This is a genomic window from Roseitalea sp. MMSF_3546 (genome assembly GCF_030732865.1).
In the GTDB taxonomy this organism is placed as follows: domain Bacteria; phylum Pseudomonadota; class Alphaproteobacteria; order Rhizobiales; family Rhizobiaceae; genus Roseitalea.
Genome location: NZ_JASHKB010000001.1, coordinates 327,864 through 341,272 on the forward strand (window position 1 = coordinate 327,864; position 13,409 = coordinate 341,272).

Below are 13,409 nucleotides of genomic sequence, written 5' to 3' on the forward strand. Positions count from 1 at the left end.
TAGCATCGAAAGGCCGATCACCCAAACGTCTTGCGTGGGTCGAACGCATCACGCGTCGCCTCGCCGATGAAGATCAACAGCGACAGCATGATCGAGATGACGAAGAAGCCGGTGAAGCCCAGCCACGGCGCCTGCAGGTTGTTCTTGCCCTGAAGGATGAGTTCGCCCAGCGAGGCCGAGCCCGGCGGCAGGCCGAAGCCCAAAAAGTCGAGCGATGTCAGCGTGGTGATCGACCCGTTCAGGATGAAGGGCAGGAAGGTGAGCGTCGCCACCATCGCGTTGGGCAGAAGATGCCGGAACATGATCGTGCGGTTGGACACGCCGAGCGCGCGCGCCGCGTTGACATATTCGAAGTTGCGCGCGCGCAGGAACTCGGCGCGCACCACGCCCACGAATCCCACCCAGGAGAACACCAGCATGATGCCCAGCAGCACCCAGAAGCCCGGCGGCAGCACGGCGGCCATGATGAGCAGGATGTAGAGCACCGGGATCGAAGACCAGATCTCGATCACCCGCTGGAAGACCAGGTCCGTCCAGCCGCCGAAATAGCCCTGGATCGCGCCGGCGGTCACGCCGATCACCGCGGAGGCCGCCGTCAGGATCAGCCCGAACAGCACCGAGATCCGGAACCCGTAGATCGATCGCGCCAGCACGTCGCGCGCCTGATCGTCCGTGCCCAGCCAGTTGAAATTGCCCCAGTGGCAGTTGGGATCGCCGACACCGCCCGGATAGCGCGCGCACAGTTCCTCGCGGCTGTCGAACATGAAGGCCGGCTTGGACGGCGCCGTCGTCGGCACCTCCTTGTTCACGGTCCGGTAGGAATAGCGGATCGGCGGCCAGACCATCCAGCCATTGGCCTTGATCTCCTCCTGGATGAAGGGGTCGGTGTAGTCGGTGCGCGCCAGGAACCCGCCGAATTTCTCCTCGGGATAGTTGACGAAGACCGGCGTGAGGATCTCGCCCTTGTAGGAGACCAGCAGCGGCCGGTCGTTGGCGATGAACTCGGCGCCCAGCGACAGGACGAACAGGATCATGAAGATCCACAGCGACCAGTAGCCGCGCCGGTTGGACTTGAAGTTCTGCCAGCGCCGCCGGTTGAGCGGCGACAGCACGAAGCGGCCGCGCCGCGGCACCCGCGTGGGCGGCGGCATGCGTCCGATCGGCTTGTCGACGCTCTGGTCCATGTCAGACCTCCCGTCGTTCGAAGTCGATGCGCGGATCGATCCAGGTGTACATCAGGTCCGACAGAAGGCTGACGAACAGGCCCAGAAGCGAGAAGATGTACAGCGTGGCGAACACCACCGGATAGTCGCGATTGACCACCGAGGTAAAGCCCAACAGCCCCAGCCCGTCGAGCGAGAAGATCGTCTCGATCAGCAGCGAACCGGTGAAGAAGGCCGAGATGAACGCGCCCGGAAAGCCGGCGATGATGATCAGCATCGCATTGCGGAACACATGACCGTACAGCACCTGCCGGTCGGTCAGCCCCTTGGCGCGCGCGGTCATGACATACTGCTTGCGGATCTCGTCGAGAAACGAGTTCTTCGTCAGAAGCGTCGTGGTGGCGAAGGCCGACATGACCAGCGCTATCAGCGGAAGTGTCAGATGCCAGAAGTAGTCGGCGATGCGCGCCGGCCAGCTCAACTCGTCCCAGTTGTCCGAGACGAGCCCGCGCAGCGGAAACCAGTCGAAGAACGATCCGCCGGCGAACAGCACGATCAGCAGGATGGCGAAGAGGAAGCCCGGGATCGCATAGGCGACGATCACCACGCCGGAGGTCCACACGTCAAAGCGCGAACCGTCGGTCACCGCCTTGCGGATGCCCAGCGGGATCGAGATCGCATAGGAGATCAGCGTGATCCACAGCCCCAGCGACACCGAGACCGGCAGCTTCTCGATGATCAGGTCGATGACCGTGATGTCGCGGAAATAGCTCTCCCCGAAATCAAAGCGCAGATAGTCCCAGATCATCATGCCGAAGCGCTGCAGGGGCGGCTTGTCGAAGCCGAACTGCTCCTCGAGTTCTGCGATGAACTCCGGGTCGAGCCCCTGCGCGCCGCGATAGCGCGAATTGATCTCGCCGCCCTGCACCGTGTCGCCGAATTCCTCGCCGCCTCCGCCGCCGAGTTCGCTGCCGCCGCCGGTAAAGCGCGCCGTCGCGTCGGCGCCCTGGCCGGTGAGCTGGGCGATGACCTGCTCGACGGGCCCGCCCGGCGCGAACTGCACGATGACGAACGAGATCGCCATGATCCCGAAAATGGTCGGGATCATCAGGAGCAGGCGGCGCAGGATATAGGCGCCCATCGATCAGCGCTCCCGGCAATGGAGCGGCACAACCGTCGATGTCGTCGCGCTATGCCCTGCCAATCGCCCTTGCCCTGTCTTCGTCGAACCACCACAGCGCCTCGACCGGCCAGAAATAGTCCGGCATCTCGCCGAAACCGAACATGTCCCAATAGGCGATGAACTGATTCGGCGCGGTCCAATTTGGAATCCAGTCGCGGCGCAAACGCAACACCCGGTCCAGAACCCGCATGGCGGTCTCGTGCTGGTCGCGGTTCTCCGCATCGCCCACCCGCGCGATCAGCGCGTCGACCAGCGGGTCGGCCGTGCCCGGCCAGTTGCGCGAGCCGGGCAGTTCGGCCGATTTCGAGCCGAGCACACCCTCAAGGCTCGGTTCGGTGGGCGTTGCGCCCCAGGTCAGCGCGAAGCCCGCCATGTCGAAGTCGAACTCGGCGGTGCGCGCCTGATACTGGGCCGGATCGACCAGGCGCAGCCCGGCATTGATGCCGACCATGCGCATGACCTCGACGAAGGGGCCATAAATGCGTTCGAACACCGAGGCGCGGATCAGCAACTCGACATCGAGCGTTTCGCCGGCCGCGTTGCGCAGCAGCCCGTCGCCGCCCGCCGTCCAGCCCGCCTCCTCGAGCAGGCGCGTCGCCTCGCGCAGGCGCGCGCGGTCGCGGCCCGAGCCGTCGGCGGCCGATTGGATATAGGCGTCATCCATGATGCCGTCGGGCAATTGGTGATCGGCGCCCAGCGCCTGGATCAGCGCGGTCTCGTCTTCGTCGGGCGTTCCGGCGGCCTCGTATTGCGATCCGCCGAAGATCGATTGGCTGCGCGCATAGAGCCCGTAGAACAGGTTCTGGTTGGTCCATTCGAAATCGAAACACAGCCCGATCGCGTCGCGCACGCGTCGGTCCTTGAAGCGCTCGCGCCGCTGGTTCAGGGCCCAGGCCTGCATGCCCGGCCGCTTCAGGTCGTCGAAAAGGCGCTGGACGACCTGGCCTTCCTCCACGGCCGGGAAATTGTACTCGGTCGCCCAGGTCTTGGATGTGAATTCGCGCCGCCAGTGGATCTCGCCCTTCTTGAAGGCTTCGAATCCGGCCTGGCGCTCGGCATAGAACTCGATGCGGATGGTCTGGAAATGGCCGGTGCCGCGCCCGGTGCCGATGCCGCGCGCCCAGTAGTCCGGAACGCGCTCATATTCGATGTACCGGCCGGCACTGAAGTCGCCGACCCGGTAGGGACCCGAGCCGAGCGGCGCGTCGAGCGTGGATTCGTCGAAGGTCCGGTCCGCATAATAGGCCGCCGACAGGATCGGATAGCCCGCCACCGACAGGATGGCCTGCGCCGACTGCGTGCCGTCGAAGACGAGCGTCACCGTGCGCGCGTCCTCGGCGATGACCTCGGCCAGCGGGTCGAGCGGCAGCGAAAGCTGCGGGTGGCCCTCGGCCTTGAGCGTGTCGTAGCTGAACTTGACGTCGGCCGCCGTGATCGGCGTGCCGTCGTGGAACCGGGCGATGTCGCGCAGCCTGAAGGTGAAGCGGTTGCCGTCCTGGGAGATCGTCACCGTCTCGGCGACATGACAATAGACCGCGTCCGGCTCGTCATGGGCCGACGCCACCAGCGAGTCGTAACACATCTCCATGCGCGGCGGCGCGTCGCCCCGGCGCACGAAGGAATTGAGCGTGTTGAAGGTCTGGGTGTTCTGGTTGAAGTACCAGTAGCCGGGCTGGAAGTTGAACGTGCCACCGACCGGTGCGTCCGGATTGGCATAGTCGAAGGCGGCGAAACCGGCCGCGTATTTCAGGTCGCCGAATGCCGACAGGCCGTGCCGCGGCACGCCGGTCGGGTTGGCGGCCAGACAGAGCCTTGGAAAGGCGGCCGAGGCGACGTATCCGCCCGCGGCCACCGTCAAGAAGCGCCGGCGATCGATGATCATTGGATCGCCTCCGCCTTGTCGGCGTCGTACCACCACACCGTCGGAAAGCCGATCGAATAGAACGGCAGCGGATCGGGGTGATCGAACTTGTTCCAGTAGGCGATCCGCGAATTGCGCGCCGTGTAGGACGGAATGACGAATTGCTGCGCCATCAGCACCCGGTCGAGCGCCCGGGTCGCCGCGATCAGATCGTCGCGATCCGGGGCAAAGACCACCTCTTCGATCAGCGCGTCGACCGCCGGGTCCGCGACGCCGCCATAGTTGCGCGAGCCTTCGCGGTCGGCCGAAGCCGAACCGAAATAGTCGAACTGTTCGTTGCCCGGCGACAGCGACTGCGCCCAGCCCGAATAGATCATGTCGAAGTCGCGCGCCCTGAGCCGCGTGACGAATTGCGACGGCTCGACCGAGCGGACATTCATCGTCACCCCGATCTTGCGCAGATCCTCGGCATAGGGCAGGGCGACGCGCTCGATGATCGGCCCGTTCAGCAGCAGTTCGAACTCGAACGGTTCGCCGGTCTCCGAATCCACCATCTGGCCGTCGCGCAATTCGTAGCCGGCTTCGCGGAACAGCCGCACCGCCTCGCGCAGATTGTCGCGCAGCGCCTGCTGGCTGCCGGCGACCGGATTTTCGTATTCGCCTTCGAACACGCTGTCCGGCACCTGGCCGCGCACCTCGTTGAGGATTTCCAGTTCGCGCCCCTCCGGCGCCCCTTCATGGGCGAGCGGCGTGCCGTAGAAGAACGAATCCACCCGCTCGTACTGGTCGTAGAAGATGGTCTCGTTGAGCGTTTCGAAATCGAAGGCCTGGTTCAGCGCCCGCCGCACCCTGGGATCCTGGAACATCTCGCGCCGCAGATTGGGGATGAAGCCGACCAGGATGCCCCGGGTCCGGTAGGCGTTCTCCAGCACTTCGCGCTTGATCCGGCCTTCCTCGACCGCCGGAAAGTCATAGGCGGTCGCCCAGCGCTTGGCCTCGTTCTCGCTCCAGAAATCGAACTCCCCCGCCTTGAACGCCTGGAATTCGACGTCGCGGTCGCGGAAATAGGTGTAGCCGATCTCGCCGAAATTGTGCTTGCCCACATTGACCGGCAGATCGCGGCCCCAATAGTCCTCAACCCGCGTGAACGTGACCGACGAGCCGGCGTTGACCTCGGTGATCCGGTAGGGACCCGAGCCGAGCGGCGGCTCCAGCGTCGAGGAGGCGATGTCGCGCTGATTGCCTTGGGCATCGGTTGCGGTCCACCAGTGCTTGGGCAGGACGAGGACCTGGCCGACAATGTGCGGCAGTTCCTTGTTGTTCTTCTCGTCGAAGGTGAACAGGACCGTTCGGTCGTCGAGCGCCTCGGCTTGGACGACATGCTGGTAGTAGAAGCGCTGCGTCGGGTTGAGCTCGACGAGCTTGTCGAACGACCAGACCACGTCCTCGGCCGTCACCGGCTCGCCGTCGTGCCAGCGCGCGCCCTCGCGCAGCCGGTACTTCACCCAGGCATAGTCCTCCGGATAGCTCAGCGCCTCGGCCAAAAGGCCGTAATCGGCGGAAATCTCGTCGAGCGAGGAGGTGGTCAGGCTTTCATAGACAAGGCCCAGCCCCGTTGCGACCTCGCCCTTGGTCAGGATCGGGTTGAGCGTATCGAAGGAGCCGGTCTCCGACAACTCCAGCGTCCCGCCCTTGGGCGCGTCGGGATTGACGTAGTCGAACCGCTCGAAATCGGGCGGGTATTGCGGCTCGCCGACCAGCGCCGAGGCGTGCACCCAGGGCGCATCGTCCTCGGCGCGCTGCGCGCTCGCCTCTGTGGCGAGCACCGGTGCGGCGACAATCGTGCCGAGCGCGATGATGCGTGTGAGCGTGTTCGATATCGCAAATGCCACAGCCAAACCTCCCGATCTGCCTTTGCAGATACAGTAGTGGCCTTTGCGGCATTTCAAAGCCCCAATCTGCGGCGCGAGGACGCAACCGGTCGCTGCGTCCTCAAAACTTCGTGCGCCGCTATTGGGCCGGCGCCTCTTCGCCATCCTGCGCGGGGGCCTGTTCGGCCGCGGCGGCACCGTCCGTCGGCGCGGTTTCCTCGGCCGCGGCATCCTCGGCGGTCGCTTCCTCCGTCGCAGGTTCCTCGTCGGCGGTCGCCTCTTCCGCCGGAGCCTCCTCGTCGGCGGTCGCCTCTTCCGCCGGAGCCTCCCCGTCTGCGGGCGCTTCGTCCGCCGGAGCCTCCCCGTCCGCGGGCGCTTCGTCCGCCGGCGCCTCGTCGTCCGCGGCAGCATCGTCGGCGGCGGTGTCCTCGCTCGGCAGCGGCACCGGTTCGTCCCCCTGTTCGGCCATCCAGGCGATCAGGTCGGCGCGTTCGCCCTCACGGCGCAGCCCGGCAAAGCCCATCGACGTGCCATCGATATAATCGCCCGGCGCGGCCAGGAACCGGTTCAGCGCCTCGAAATCCCACACATTGCCTTCCGAGCCGTATTCGGACATCGCCGCCGAATAGCTGAAGCCTTCCTTGCTGGCGGCCTGCATGCCGACGACGTTCCACAGGTTCGGTCCGGTCTTGTTGGCCGCGTCCGCCTCGATGTTGTGGCAGGACTGGCACTTGCGGAACACGCTCGGGCCATTGCCGATATCGGCGCTCGCCAGCAGCGGCGTGATCGGCTGCAGGCCCTCGTCTTCCTCGGCGGGTTCGGCCGGTGCATCGTCCGCAACGGCGATGGCGAAGCCCTCTTCCTCGGGTGGCTCGGTGGAGAAGATGGCGTTTCCGGCGATGCCGACGGTCATCAGCACAAACACCGTCCCCAGGAACGCGCCGGCGTACATGTTATAGTTCATAGAAAACCCGATTCCCGATCAACCATGGTTGAACTGGACGGGCGGGCGCCCGTCGCAGATGGGCTGTCTCCTATGTCTTTTGCGATAGGCTTGCAACACATATAAGGTCGTACCGATTGAGACCTTTTGCCACCTGCCCGCCATGGCCTGCCTCGCCCGATGAAGCCGATCATTGTCATTCCCTCGCGCATGGGGGCGACCCGCTTGCCGGCCAAGCCGCTCGCCGACATCGGCGGCCGTCCGATGATCGTCCATGTCGCCGACCGGGCGCGCGAGGCCGATTGCGCCGAGGTCGTCGTGGCAACCGACGACCGGGCGATCCTCGATGCCGTCGTCCGGCACGGCCACCGCGCCATTGCCACGCGCGCCGATCATCAGTCCGGCTCGGACCGGATCTTCGAGGCGCTCGAGCTACTCGATCCCGATGGCGCCCATGACGTCGTCATCAACGTGCAGGGCGATCTGCCGACGATCGCGCCAGGCGACATCGGCGCCGCGCTCGCCCCGCTCGCCAACCCCTTCTGCGACATCGCAACGCTCGGCACCGTCATCGTCGAGGAAGCCGAGCGCAGCGATCCCAACGTCGTCAAGATCGTCGGCTCGCCGGTCGGCCCCAGGGTCCTGAACGCGCTGTATTTCACCCGCGCCACGGCGCCATGGGGCAATGGCCCGCTCTATCACCACATCGGCCTTTACGCCTATCGGCGCCGGGCGCTGGCCCGATTCGTCGCCCTGCCGCAATCGCCGCTCGAAAAGCGCGAACGCCTCGAACAGTTGCGCGCGCTCGAGGCCGGCATGACCATCCATGCCCGCCTCGTTGACACCGCGCCGCTCGGCGTCGATACACCGGCCGATCTTCAAAGGGCGCGCGCTGTGCTCGCCGGCTGAACGAACCGACAGGAAGAAGGCCATCGATGACCGACGATGCGACCACACTGATCGCTTTTCAGGGCGAGCCGGGCGCCAATTCCGACACGGCCTGCCGCAACATGTATCCGGCGATGACGCCGCTGCCCTGTGCGACCTTCGAGGACGCCTTCAGCGCGGTCGAGAAGGGCCAGGCCGCGCTTGCCATGATCCCCATCGAGAACACCATTGCCGGTCGCGTCGCCGACATTCACTCGCTTCTGCCCGAATCCAACCTGCACATCGTCGGCGAGTATTTCCTGCCGATCCATTTCCAGCTCATGGCGCTGCCGGACACGGACCGTTCGGCCATCCGCACCGTGCACAGCCACATTCACGCGCTGGGCCAGTGCCGCAAGTTCGTCCGCGACAATGGCTGGGAGGGCGTCGTCGCCGGCGACACCGCCGGAGCGGCGCGTTTCGTCGCCGAAGCCGGCGATCCGACCATGGCCGCGCTGGCGCCGGCGCTCGCCGCCGAACTGCACGGCCTGAAGATCATCGCCAACGACGTCGAGGATCAGGAGAACAACGTCACGCGCTTCGTCGTCCTGTCCAATGCGCCCTACATCCCGATCCGCAAGGCCGCCGACGAACTGATGATGACCACCTTCGTCTTCCGCGTGCGCAACATCCCCGCCGCGCTCTACAAGGCCATGGGCGGTTTTGCGACCAATGGCGTGAACATGACCAAGCTGGAGAGCTACCAGCTCGGCGGCGCCTTCTTCGCCACCCAGTTCTACGCCGATATCGAGGGCCATCCGGACGACGACAATGTGCGTCTCGCCTTCGAGGAGGCGCGATTCTTCTCCGACCATTTCCGCATTCTGGGCGTTTATCGCGGCGCCGACATCCGGCGCACCGGGAAGGCGTGAGGGCGCGGCTGCTTCGGCAGAACGGTTCGATCGCCTCGCGGAGCGCTCCGGGTCGCCGGTTCGGGCGCCCCGCTACAGCCAGTCGCGGATGAGCAGCGAGGCGATGGCGCCCTGCGGCGGCAGCTTCAGCCCGTCCGGATGCGCGCCGGCGATCATCGCCCGGATCTCGCCGCGCTCGAACCAGCGCGCATCCTCCAGTTCGTCGTCGACTGTGATGGTCTCGGTCAGCGCCCGGGCATAGCAGCCCACCATCAGCGTGTGCGGAAACGGCCAGGGCTGGCTGGCGTGATAGCCGACCTGCCCGATGCGCACGCCCGCTTCCTCCTCGGTTTCCCGGCGCACCGCATCCTCCAGCGTCTCGCCCGGCTCGACGAAGCCGGCCAGGCACGAATACATGCCGGCCGGAAAATGCGGGCTGCGGCCGAGCAGGCAGCGCCGGCCGTCCGGTGCGACCGCGAGCATGATGACGACCGGGTCCGTGCGCGGGAAATGCTGGGCCTGGCAATGTCCGCATACGCGCTTGTAGCCGCCATCGGCGATCGCGCTTTGGTGGCCGCAGCGCGAGCAGAACCGGTGGCTGCGATGCCAGGCGATCAGCGCGGCGCCCTGGGCCAGCGCGCCCAGCGTCTCGGCGTCCAGCAGGCCCTGCATGTGGATCGACCGGTAGTCGATCGCCGTCAGGTCGCCCTCGGCGAGCGATTGCTCGTCCACCGGCGCGGCCAGCGCCGGCGCGCCATCGGTGCGATAGCCCAGCAGAACCGCGTGCTCGGCCCGCGCGCCGAATGCGTCCGCATCGTCGATGCCGAACCAGGCGCCGAGCCCGGCGCCATTGGGCCGCAGCAGCGCCCGGCCCTCGCCGAGCAGCAGAACCCGCGCGCGAGGGTCGGCCAGCGCCTCCGATACCGAATTGGCGTGGCGCTTTTCCGATCTTCGCTCCAGCCGGTTGCCCGCAAAGCCGGTCCGCGCGGAGGGCTCTGGCGCGTCTGGCTCGTCGGGGATGGGAGGCATGAAGGGTCGGTCCGCGGGCAAGTGGTCGCGCCGTTCTACACGCTCAGAACGCCGCTGAGAACCGGTCGATGAAGGCCTGCGCCTCGCCCGGCCGATACGGTTCGCCGGCGCCGGCGCTCCACACCGGGTCCGGCCAGGCGGGATCGCCTTCGAAGCGCGCGATCACGTGCACGTGCAACTGGCGCACCTTGTTGCCGAGGGCGGCGACATTGATCTTGTCGGCGTCCGTCACGGTCTTGAGCGTCCGGGCGATCTGCGCGGTCTCGAAGGTCAGCATGGTCTGGTCGAGCGGCGACAGTTCGTGCACCTCGGTGATGTCCGGGCGCTTTGGCACCAGCATCAGCCAGAAGAAGCGCCGGTCGTTCATCAGCCGCAACTGGGTCAGCCCCAGATCGGTCACCAAGAGCGTTTCGCGGTCTATCCGCGGGTCGAGTTCGAACGTGGTCATTAAGCCACGTTAGCAGGTTTGTCGGCCGATGCGACTTGCAATCGGCCGTCAAAAGGCCGATATCGGCAGCGGGAGGTTGGTGGCGGACGCGCCACTCGCCAACCGGGTCAGGTCCGGAAGGAAGCAGCCCTAACGAGCCCCGGCACGGGTCGCCGTGCCAGCCTCCCACCCACTTTCCCGATGGCACGGCCCGCCTTGGCGATTGAGCTGTCCATGGCACCAGCGCGTACTGGCCATCGCCCGTCCATATGCGCTAGGTCTTGTCCATGAGCGAGTCCGCCCCTGCGGCCCATCCCTATCGCGTTCTGGCGCGCAAGTACCGCCCGGCCGATTTCACCGCGCTGATCGGCCAGGCGCCGATGGTGCGCACGCTCACCAACGCCTTTGCCGCCGACCGCATCGCCCAGGCCTGGATGCTCACCGGCGTGCGCGGCGTCGGCAAGACGACCACCGCCCGCATTCTCGCCCGTGCGCTCAATTACCGGACCGATGACGTCGATCGGCCGAGCATCGACCTTGCCGTTCCCGGCATCCATTGCCAGGCCATCATGGAGGGCCGCCATGTCGATGTCGTGGAGATGGACGCGGCGTCTCACACCGGCATCGACGACGTCAAGCAGATCATTGATTCGGTGCGCTACGCGCCGGTTTCGGCCCGCTACAAGGTCTACATCATCGATGAAATCCACATGCTGTCGGAAAAGGCGTTCAACGCGCTTCTGAAGACGCTTGAGGAGCCGCCGCCGCACGCCAAGTTCATCTTCGCGACCACCGAAATCCGCAAGGTGCCGATCACGGTGCTGTCGCGCTGCCAGCGCTTCGACCTGCGCCGCATCGAGATCGGCGAACTCACCGGCCATCTGCGCTGGGTCGCCGAACGGGAGCAGGTCGCCGTCGACGACGCCTCGCTCGCCATGATCGCGCGCGCCGCCGAAGGCTCGGTGCGCGATGCGCTGTCGATCCTCGACCAGGCGATCGCCCATGGCAACGGCACGGTCGATACCGAGGCGGTGCGCGCCATGCTCGGCCTCGCCGACCGCTCGCGCATCGTCGATCTTTTCGAGCATGTGATGGCCGGCCGCGTCGCCGAGGCGCTCGACGGCTACAAGGCGCTCTACGATGTCGGCGCCGACCCGGTCGTCACGCTCAACGATCTGGCCGCGTTCACCCATCTCGTCACGCGGCTGCGCTTCATCGAGGGCGCGGCCGACGAGGACCCTTCCCTGTCGCCCGACGAGCGCGAGCGCGGTCGCCGGTTCGCAGCAAGCCTGTCGGTGACCGTGCTGGCGCGCGCCTGGCAGATGCTGCTCAAGGGCATCGCTGAATGCGAGAGCGCCGCCCGGCCCTACGCCGCCGGCGAAATGCTGCTCATCCGGCTCGCCCACGCCGCGACCCTGCCGACGCTCGACGAGGCACTCAGGAAGCTCGATGACGCCCCGTCCGCGCCGGCGCCCGCCCGCCAGGCACCGGGCGCGTCCGCACCGCCGCCCTCCGAACCGGTCGGCAGCGCGCCGCATGCCCAGGCCGCGCCCGTCTCCGCCGTGGCGATGCCGCAATCGCCGCAGGGCGGGGCGGCGACGGCCATGCGCCTGGTCGCCGACGGCGCGCCGCGGCCCCAATCGCCCGCAAGCGACCCCGAGCCGGCGCCCGCGCCCGCGCCGCCGGCGGTGCGCATCGAGAGCCTACAGGATCTCGCCGACCTTGCCGAAAGGCACCGCGATCCGTTGATGAAGGTGACGATCCGCAAATGTGTCCGGCTCGTCTCGGTCGAGCCGGGACGGCTGGCCGTCAATGTCACCGAGGACGCGCCGCCGACGCTCGCCGGCGATCTGTCGCGCAAGCTCGGCGACTGGACCGGAACGCGCTGGATCGTCACGATCAGCCGGGAGCCCGGCGGCAAGACGCTCGAGGAGGACGAACTCGACCGTCGCGACGCGCTGCTGGCGGACGCCTCGCGCGACCCGCAGGTGGCCGCGATACTGAAGGCTTTTCCGGGCGCCAGGGTCGTCGATGTGCGCCTCAACGATGCCGGTGCGGTGGACGAAGCGCTGCCGACGGCCGATATGGTAAGGGACGAAGCGGTCATCGACCCCGATGACTCCAGCGAAACCGACTGACCGGGAGAGCGAGATGCGCGACATTATGGGCCTGATGAATAAGGCCAAGGAGATGCAGGAGAAGATGCAGGCCCTGCAGGCCGAGATCGAGACGCTGACGGCCGATGGCACCGCCGGCGGCGGCATGGTCACGGTGACGCTCAACGGCAAGGGCGCCATGCAGGGCGTCAGGATCGACCCGTCCGTGTTCTCCGAAGACGATGTCGAGATCCTCGAGGATCTGATCGTGGCCGCCCATTCGGACGCCAAGGGCAAGATCGAGCAGATCGTCCAGGAAAAGACCGAGGAAGTCACCGCCGGCCTGCCGCTGCCGCCGGGCATGAAGATGCCGTTCTAGGGTCCGTTGGGTGTCACCGCGCGTGCTGATGCTCAGCCGACCCTAGACCGCCACCATGTCATCGAAACGAATCGCAGGGCCGGAGATCGAGCGGCTGATCCAGCTTCTCGCCAGGGTGCCCGGGCTCGGGCCGCGCTCGGCGCGCCGCGCCGCGCTCGCCATGATCAACAGGCGCGAGCAGCTTCTCGAGCCGCTCGCCGCGGCCATGGCCGACGCGGCGGCCAAGGTGCGGGTTTGCTCGCGCTGCGGCAATGTCGACACTGCCGATCCGTGTTCGGTCTGCACCGATCCGCGCCGCACCGAGGCGACGATCATCGTCGTCGCCGAGGTCGCCGATCTGTGGGCGCTCGAACGCGCCGCCGATCTGCACGCGCGTTATCACGTGCTTGGCGGCACGCTGTCTCCGCTCGATGGCGTCGGCCCCGATGATCTCAACATAGGGGCGCTTGTCGACCGCGTCGCCGAGGGCGGCGTCGAGGAACTGGTTCTGGCCGTCAACGCCACGGTCGAGGGGCAGGCGACGGCCCATTACATCACGGCCCAGCTCGAAGGCATGAGCGTCAAGATCACCCGGCTCGCCCACGGCGTGCCGGTCGGCGGCGAGCTCGACTATCTGGACGAGGGCACACTGTCGGCAGCGCTCGCGGCGCGCACCGACTTCTGAAATGCGTCCGATCCC

General features: G+C 66.8%; 12 protein-coding genes and 1 other RNA gene. 6 read left to right on the forward strand and 7 right to left on the reverse strand.

All coding sequences use genetic code 11. The features are described from left to right. Positions 1 to 17 precede the first annotated feature (17 nt). The 5 genes from RBB34_RS01615 to RBB34_RS01635 all read right to left on the reverse strand — a co-directional run bounded on the left by RBB34_RS01615 (position 18) and on the right by RBB34_RS01635 (position 7,042). On the reverse strand, positions 18 to 1,151 hold the full coding sequence (locus RBB34_RS01615; RefSeq protein ID WP_306117480.1) for an ABC transporter permease: 1,134 nt from the start codon (positions 1,149 to 1,151) through the stop codon (positions 18 to 20). A gap of 34 nt (positions 1,152 to 1,185) precedes the next feature. Then, a complete protein-coding gene (locus RBB34_RS01620; protein ID WP_306117420.1) occupies positions 1,186 to 2,304 on the reverse strand; it encodes a microcin C ABC transporter permease YejB in 1,119 nt (372 codons plus the stop codon). A 49-nt stretch (positions 2,305 to 2,353) separates the two neighbouring features. After that, entirely contained in the window at positions 2,354 to 4,228 is a 1,875-nt protein-coding gene (locus RBB34_RS01625; RefSeq protein WP_306117421.1) for an extracellular solute-binding protein, read from the reverse strand. After that, positions 4,225 to 6,099, reverse strand: coding sequence for an extracellular solute-binding protein (locus RBB34_RS01630; RefSeq protein ID WP_306117422.1), 1,875 nt, complete (start codon positions 6,097 to 6,099; stop codon positions 4,225 to 4,227). The genes RBB34_RS01625 and RBB34_RS01630 overlap by 4 nt, the downstream gene beginning before the upstream one ends. Positions 6,100 to 6,217: 118 nt before the next feature. Next, positions 6,218 to 7,042: a cytochrome c family protein gene (locus tag RBB34_RS01635; RefSeq protein WP_306117423.1), complete on the reverse strand. Its 825-nt coding sequence runs from the start codon at positions 7,040 to 7,042 to the stop codon at positions 6,218 to 6,220. A 159-nt stretch (positions 7,043 to 7,201) separates the two neighbouring features. Here RBB34_RS01635 and RBB34_RS01640 point away from each other — a divergent pair, with 159 nt between their 5' ends. Both RBB34_RS01640 and RBB34_RS01645 read left to right on the forward strand, forming a co-directional pair. Then, complete coding sequence (locus RBB34_RS01640; protein WP_306117424.1) at positions 7,202 to 7,930, forward strand: 3-deoxy-manno-octulosonate cytidylyltransferase; 729 nt, start codon at positions 7,202 to 7,204, stop codon at positions 7,928 to 7,930. Between the two features lie 26 nt (positions 7,931 to 7,956). Then, positions 7,957 to 8,820 (forward strand): prephenate dehydratase, encoded by an 864-nt coding sequence (locus tag RBB34_RS01645; RefSeq protein ID WP_306117425.1) that lies wholly within the window; start codon positions 7,957 to 7,959, stop codon positions 8,818 to 8,820. A gap of 72 nt (positions 8,821 to 8,892) precedes the next feature. Here RBB34_RS01645 and nudC read toward each other — a convergent pair whose 3' ends face one another. Together nudC and RBB34_RS01655 are read right to left on the reverse strand one after the other, a co-directional pair. Beyond that, positions 8,893 to 9,828 (reverse strand): NAD(+) diphosphatase, encoded by a 936-nt coding sequence (gene nudC, locus RBB34_RS01650; RefSeq protein ID WP_306117426.1) that lies wholly within the window; start codon positions 9,826 to 9,828, stop codon positions 8,893 to 8,895. A 43-nt stretch (positions 9,829 to 9,871) separates the two neighbouring features. Then, positions 9,872 to 10,276 (reverse strand): HIT family protein, encoded by a 405-nt coding sequence (locus RBB34_RS01655; protein WP_306117427.1) that lies wholly within the window; start codon positions 10,274 to 10,276, stop codon positions 9,872 to 9,874. A 71-nt stretch (positions 10,277 to 10,347) separates the two neighbouring features. Between RBB34_RS01655 and ffs the strand changes: the two genes are divergently transcribed. The 4 genes from ffs (at position 10,348) to recR (ending at position 13,394) form a co-directional block, all read left to right on the forward strand. Continuing rightward, positions 10,348 to 10,445, forward strand: an RNA gene (gene ffs, locus RBB34_RS01660) — signal recognition particle sRNA small type. 97 nt (positions 10,446 to 10,542) lie between these two features. Then, complete coding sequence (locus RBB34_RS01665; RefSeq protein ID WP_306117428.1) at positions 10,543 to 12,393, forward strand: DNA polymerase III subunit gamma/tau; 1,851 nt, start codon at positions 10,543 to 10,545, stop codon at positions 12,391 to 12,393. 13 nt (positions 12,394 to 12,406) lie between these two features. Then, positions 12,407 to 12,730 carry a YbaB/EbfC family nucleoid-associated protein gene (locus tag RBB34_RS01670; protein WP_306117429.1) on the forward strand — a complete coding sequence of 108 codons (324 nt, stop codon included), beginning with the start codon at positions 12,407 to 12,409 and terminating at the stop codon, positions 12,728 to 12,730. A 55-nt stretch (positions 12,731 to 12,785) separates the two neighbouring features. Further along, complete coding sequence (gene recR / locus RBB34_RS01675) at positions 12,786 to 13,394, forward strand: recombination mediator RecR (RefSeq protein ID WP_306117430.1); 609 nt, start codon at positions 12,786 to 12,788, stop codon at positions 13,392 to 13,394. Positions 13,395 to 13,409: the final 15 nt, after the last annotated feature.

What these genes read in the sequence shown, in the direction of transcription:
- RBB34_RS01615 (WP_306117480.1), bottom strand. Translation starts at nt 1,151, where the DNA reads ATGCCGCCGCCCACGCGGGTGCCGCGGCGCGGCCGCTTCGTGCTGTCG.
- RBB34_RS01620 (WP_306117420.1), bottom strand. Translation starts at nt 2,304, where the DNA reads ATGGGCGCCTATATCCTGCGCCGCCTGCTCCTGATGATCCCGACCATT.
- RBB34_RS01625 (WP_306117421.1), bottom strand. Translation starts at nt 4,228, where the DNA reads ATGATCATCGATCGCCGGCGCTTCTTGACGGTGGCCGCGGGCGGATAC.
- RBB34_RS01635 (WP_306117423.1), bottom strand. Translation starts at nt 7,042, where the DNA reads ATGAACTATAACATGTACGCCGGCGCGTTCCTGGGGACGGTGTTTGTG.
- RBB34_RS01640 (WP_306117424.1), top strand. Translation starts at nt 7,202, where the DNA reads ATGAAGCCGATCATTGTCATTCCCTCGCGCATGGGGGCGACCCGCTTG.
- RBB34_RS01645 (WP_306117425.1), top strand. Translation starts at nt 7,957, where the DNA reads ATGACCGACGATGCGACCACACTGATCGCTTTTCAGGGCGAGCCGGGC.
- nudC (WP_306117426.1), bottom strand. Translation starts at nt 9,828, where the DNA reads ATGCCTCCCATCCCCGACGAGCCAGACGCGCCAGAGCCCTCCGCGCGG.
- RBB34_RS01655 (WP_306117427.1), bottom strand. Translation starts at nt 10,276, where the DNA reads ATGACCACGTTCGAACTCGACCCGCGGATAGACCGCGAAACGCTCTTG.
- RBB34_RS01665 (WP_306117428.1), top strand. Translation starts at nt 10,543, where the DNA reads ATGAGCGAGTCCGCCCCTGCGGCCCATCCCTATCGCGTTCTGGCGCGC.
- RBB34_RS01670 (WP_306117429.1), top strand. Translation starts at nt 12,407, where the DNA reads ATGCGCGACATTATGGGCCTGATGAATAAGGCCAAGGAGATGCAGGAG.
- recR (WP_306117430.1), top strand. Translation starts at nt 12,786, where the DNA reads ATGTCATCGAAACGAATCGCAGGGCCGGAGATCGAGCGGCTGATCCAG.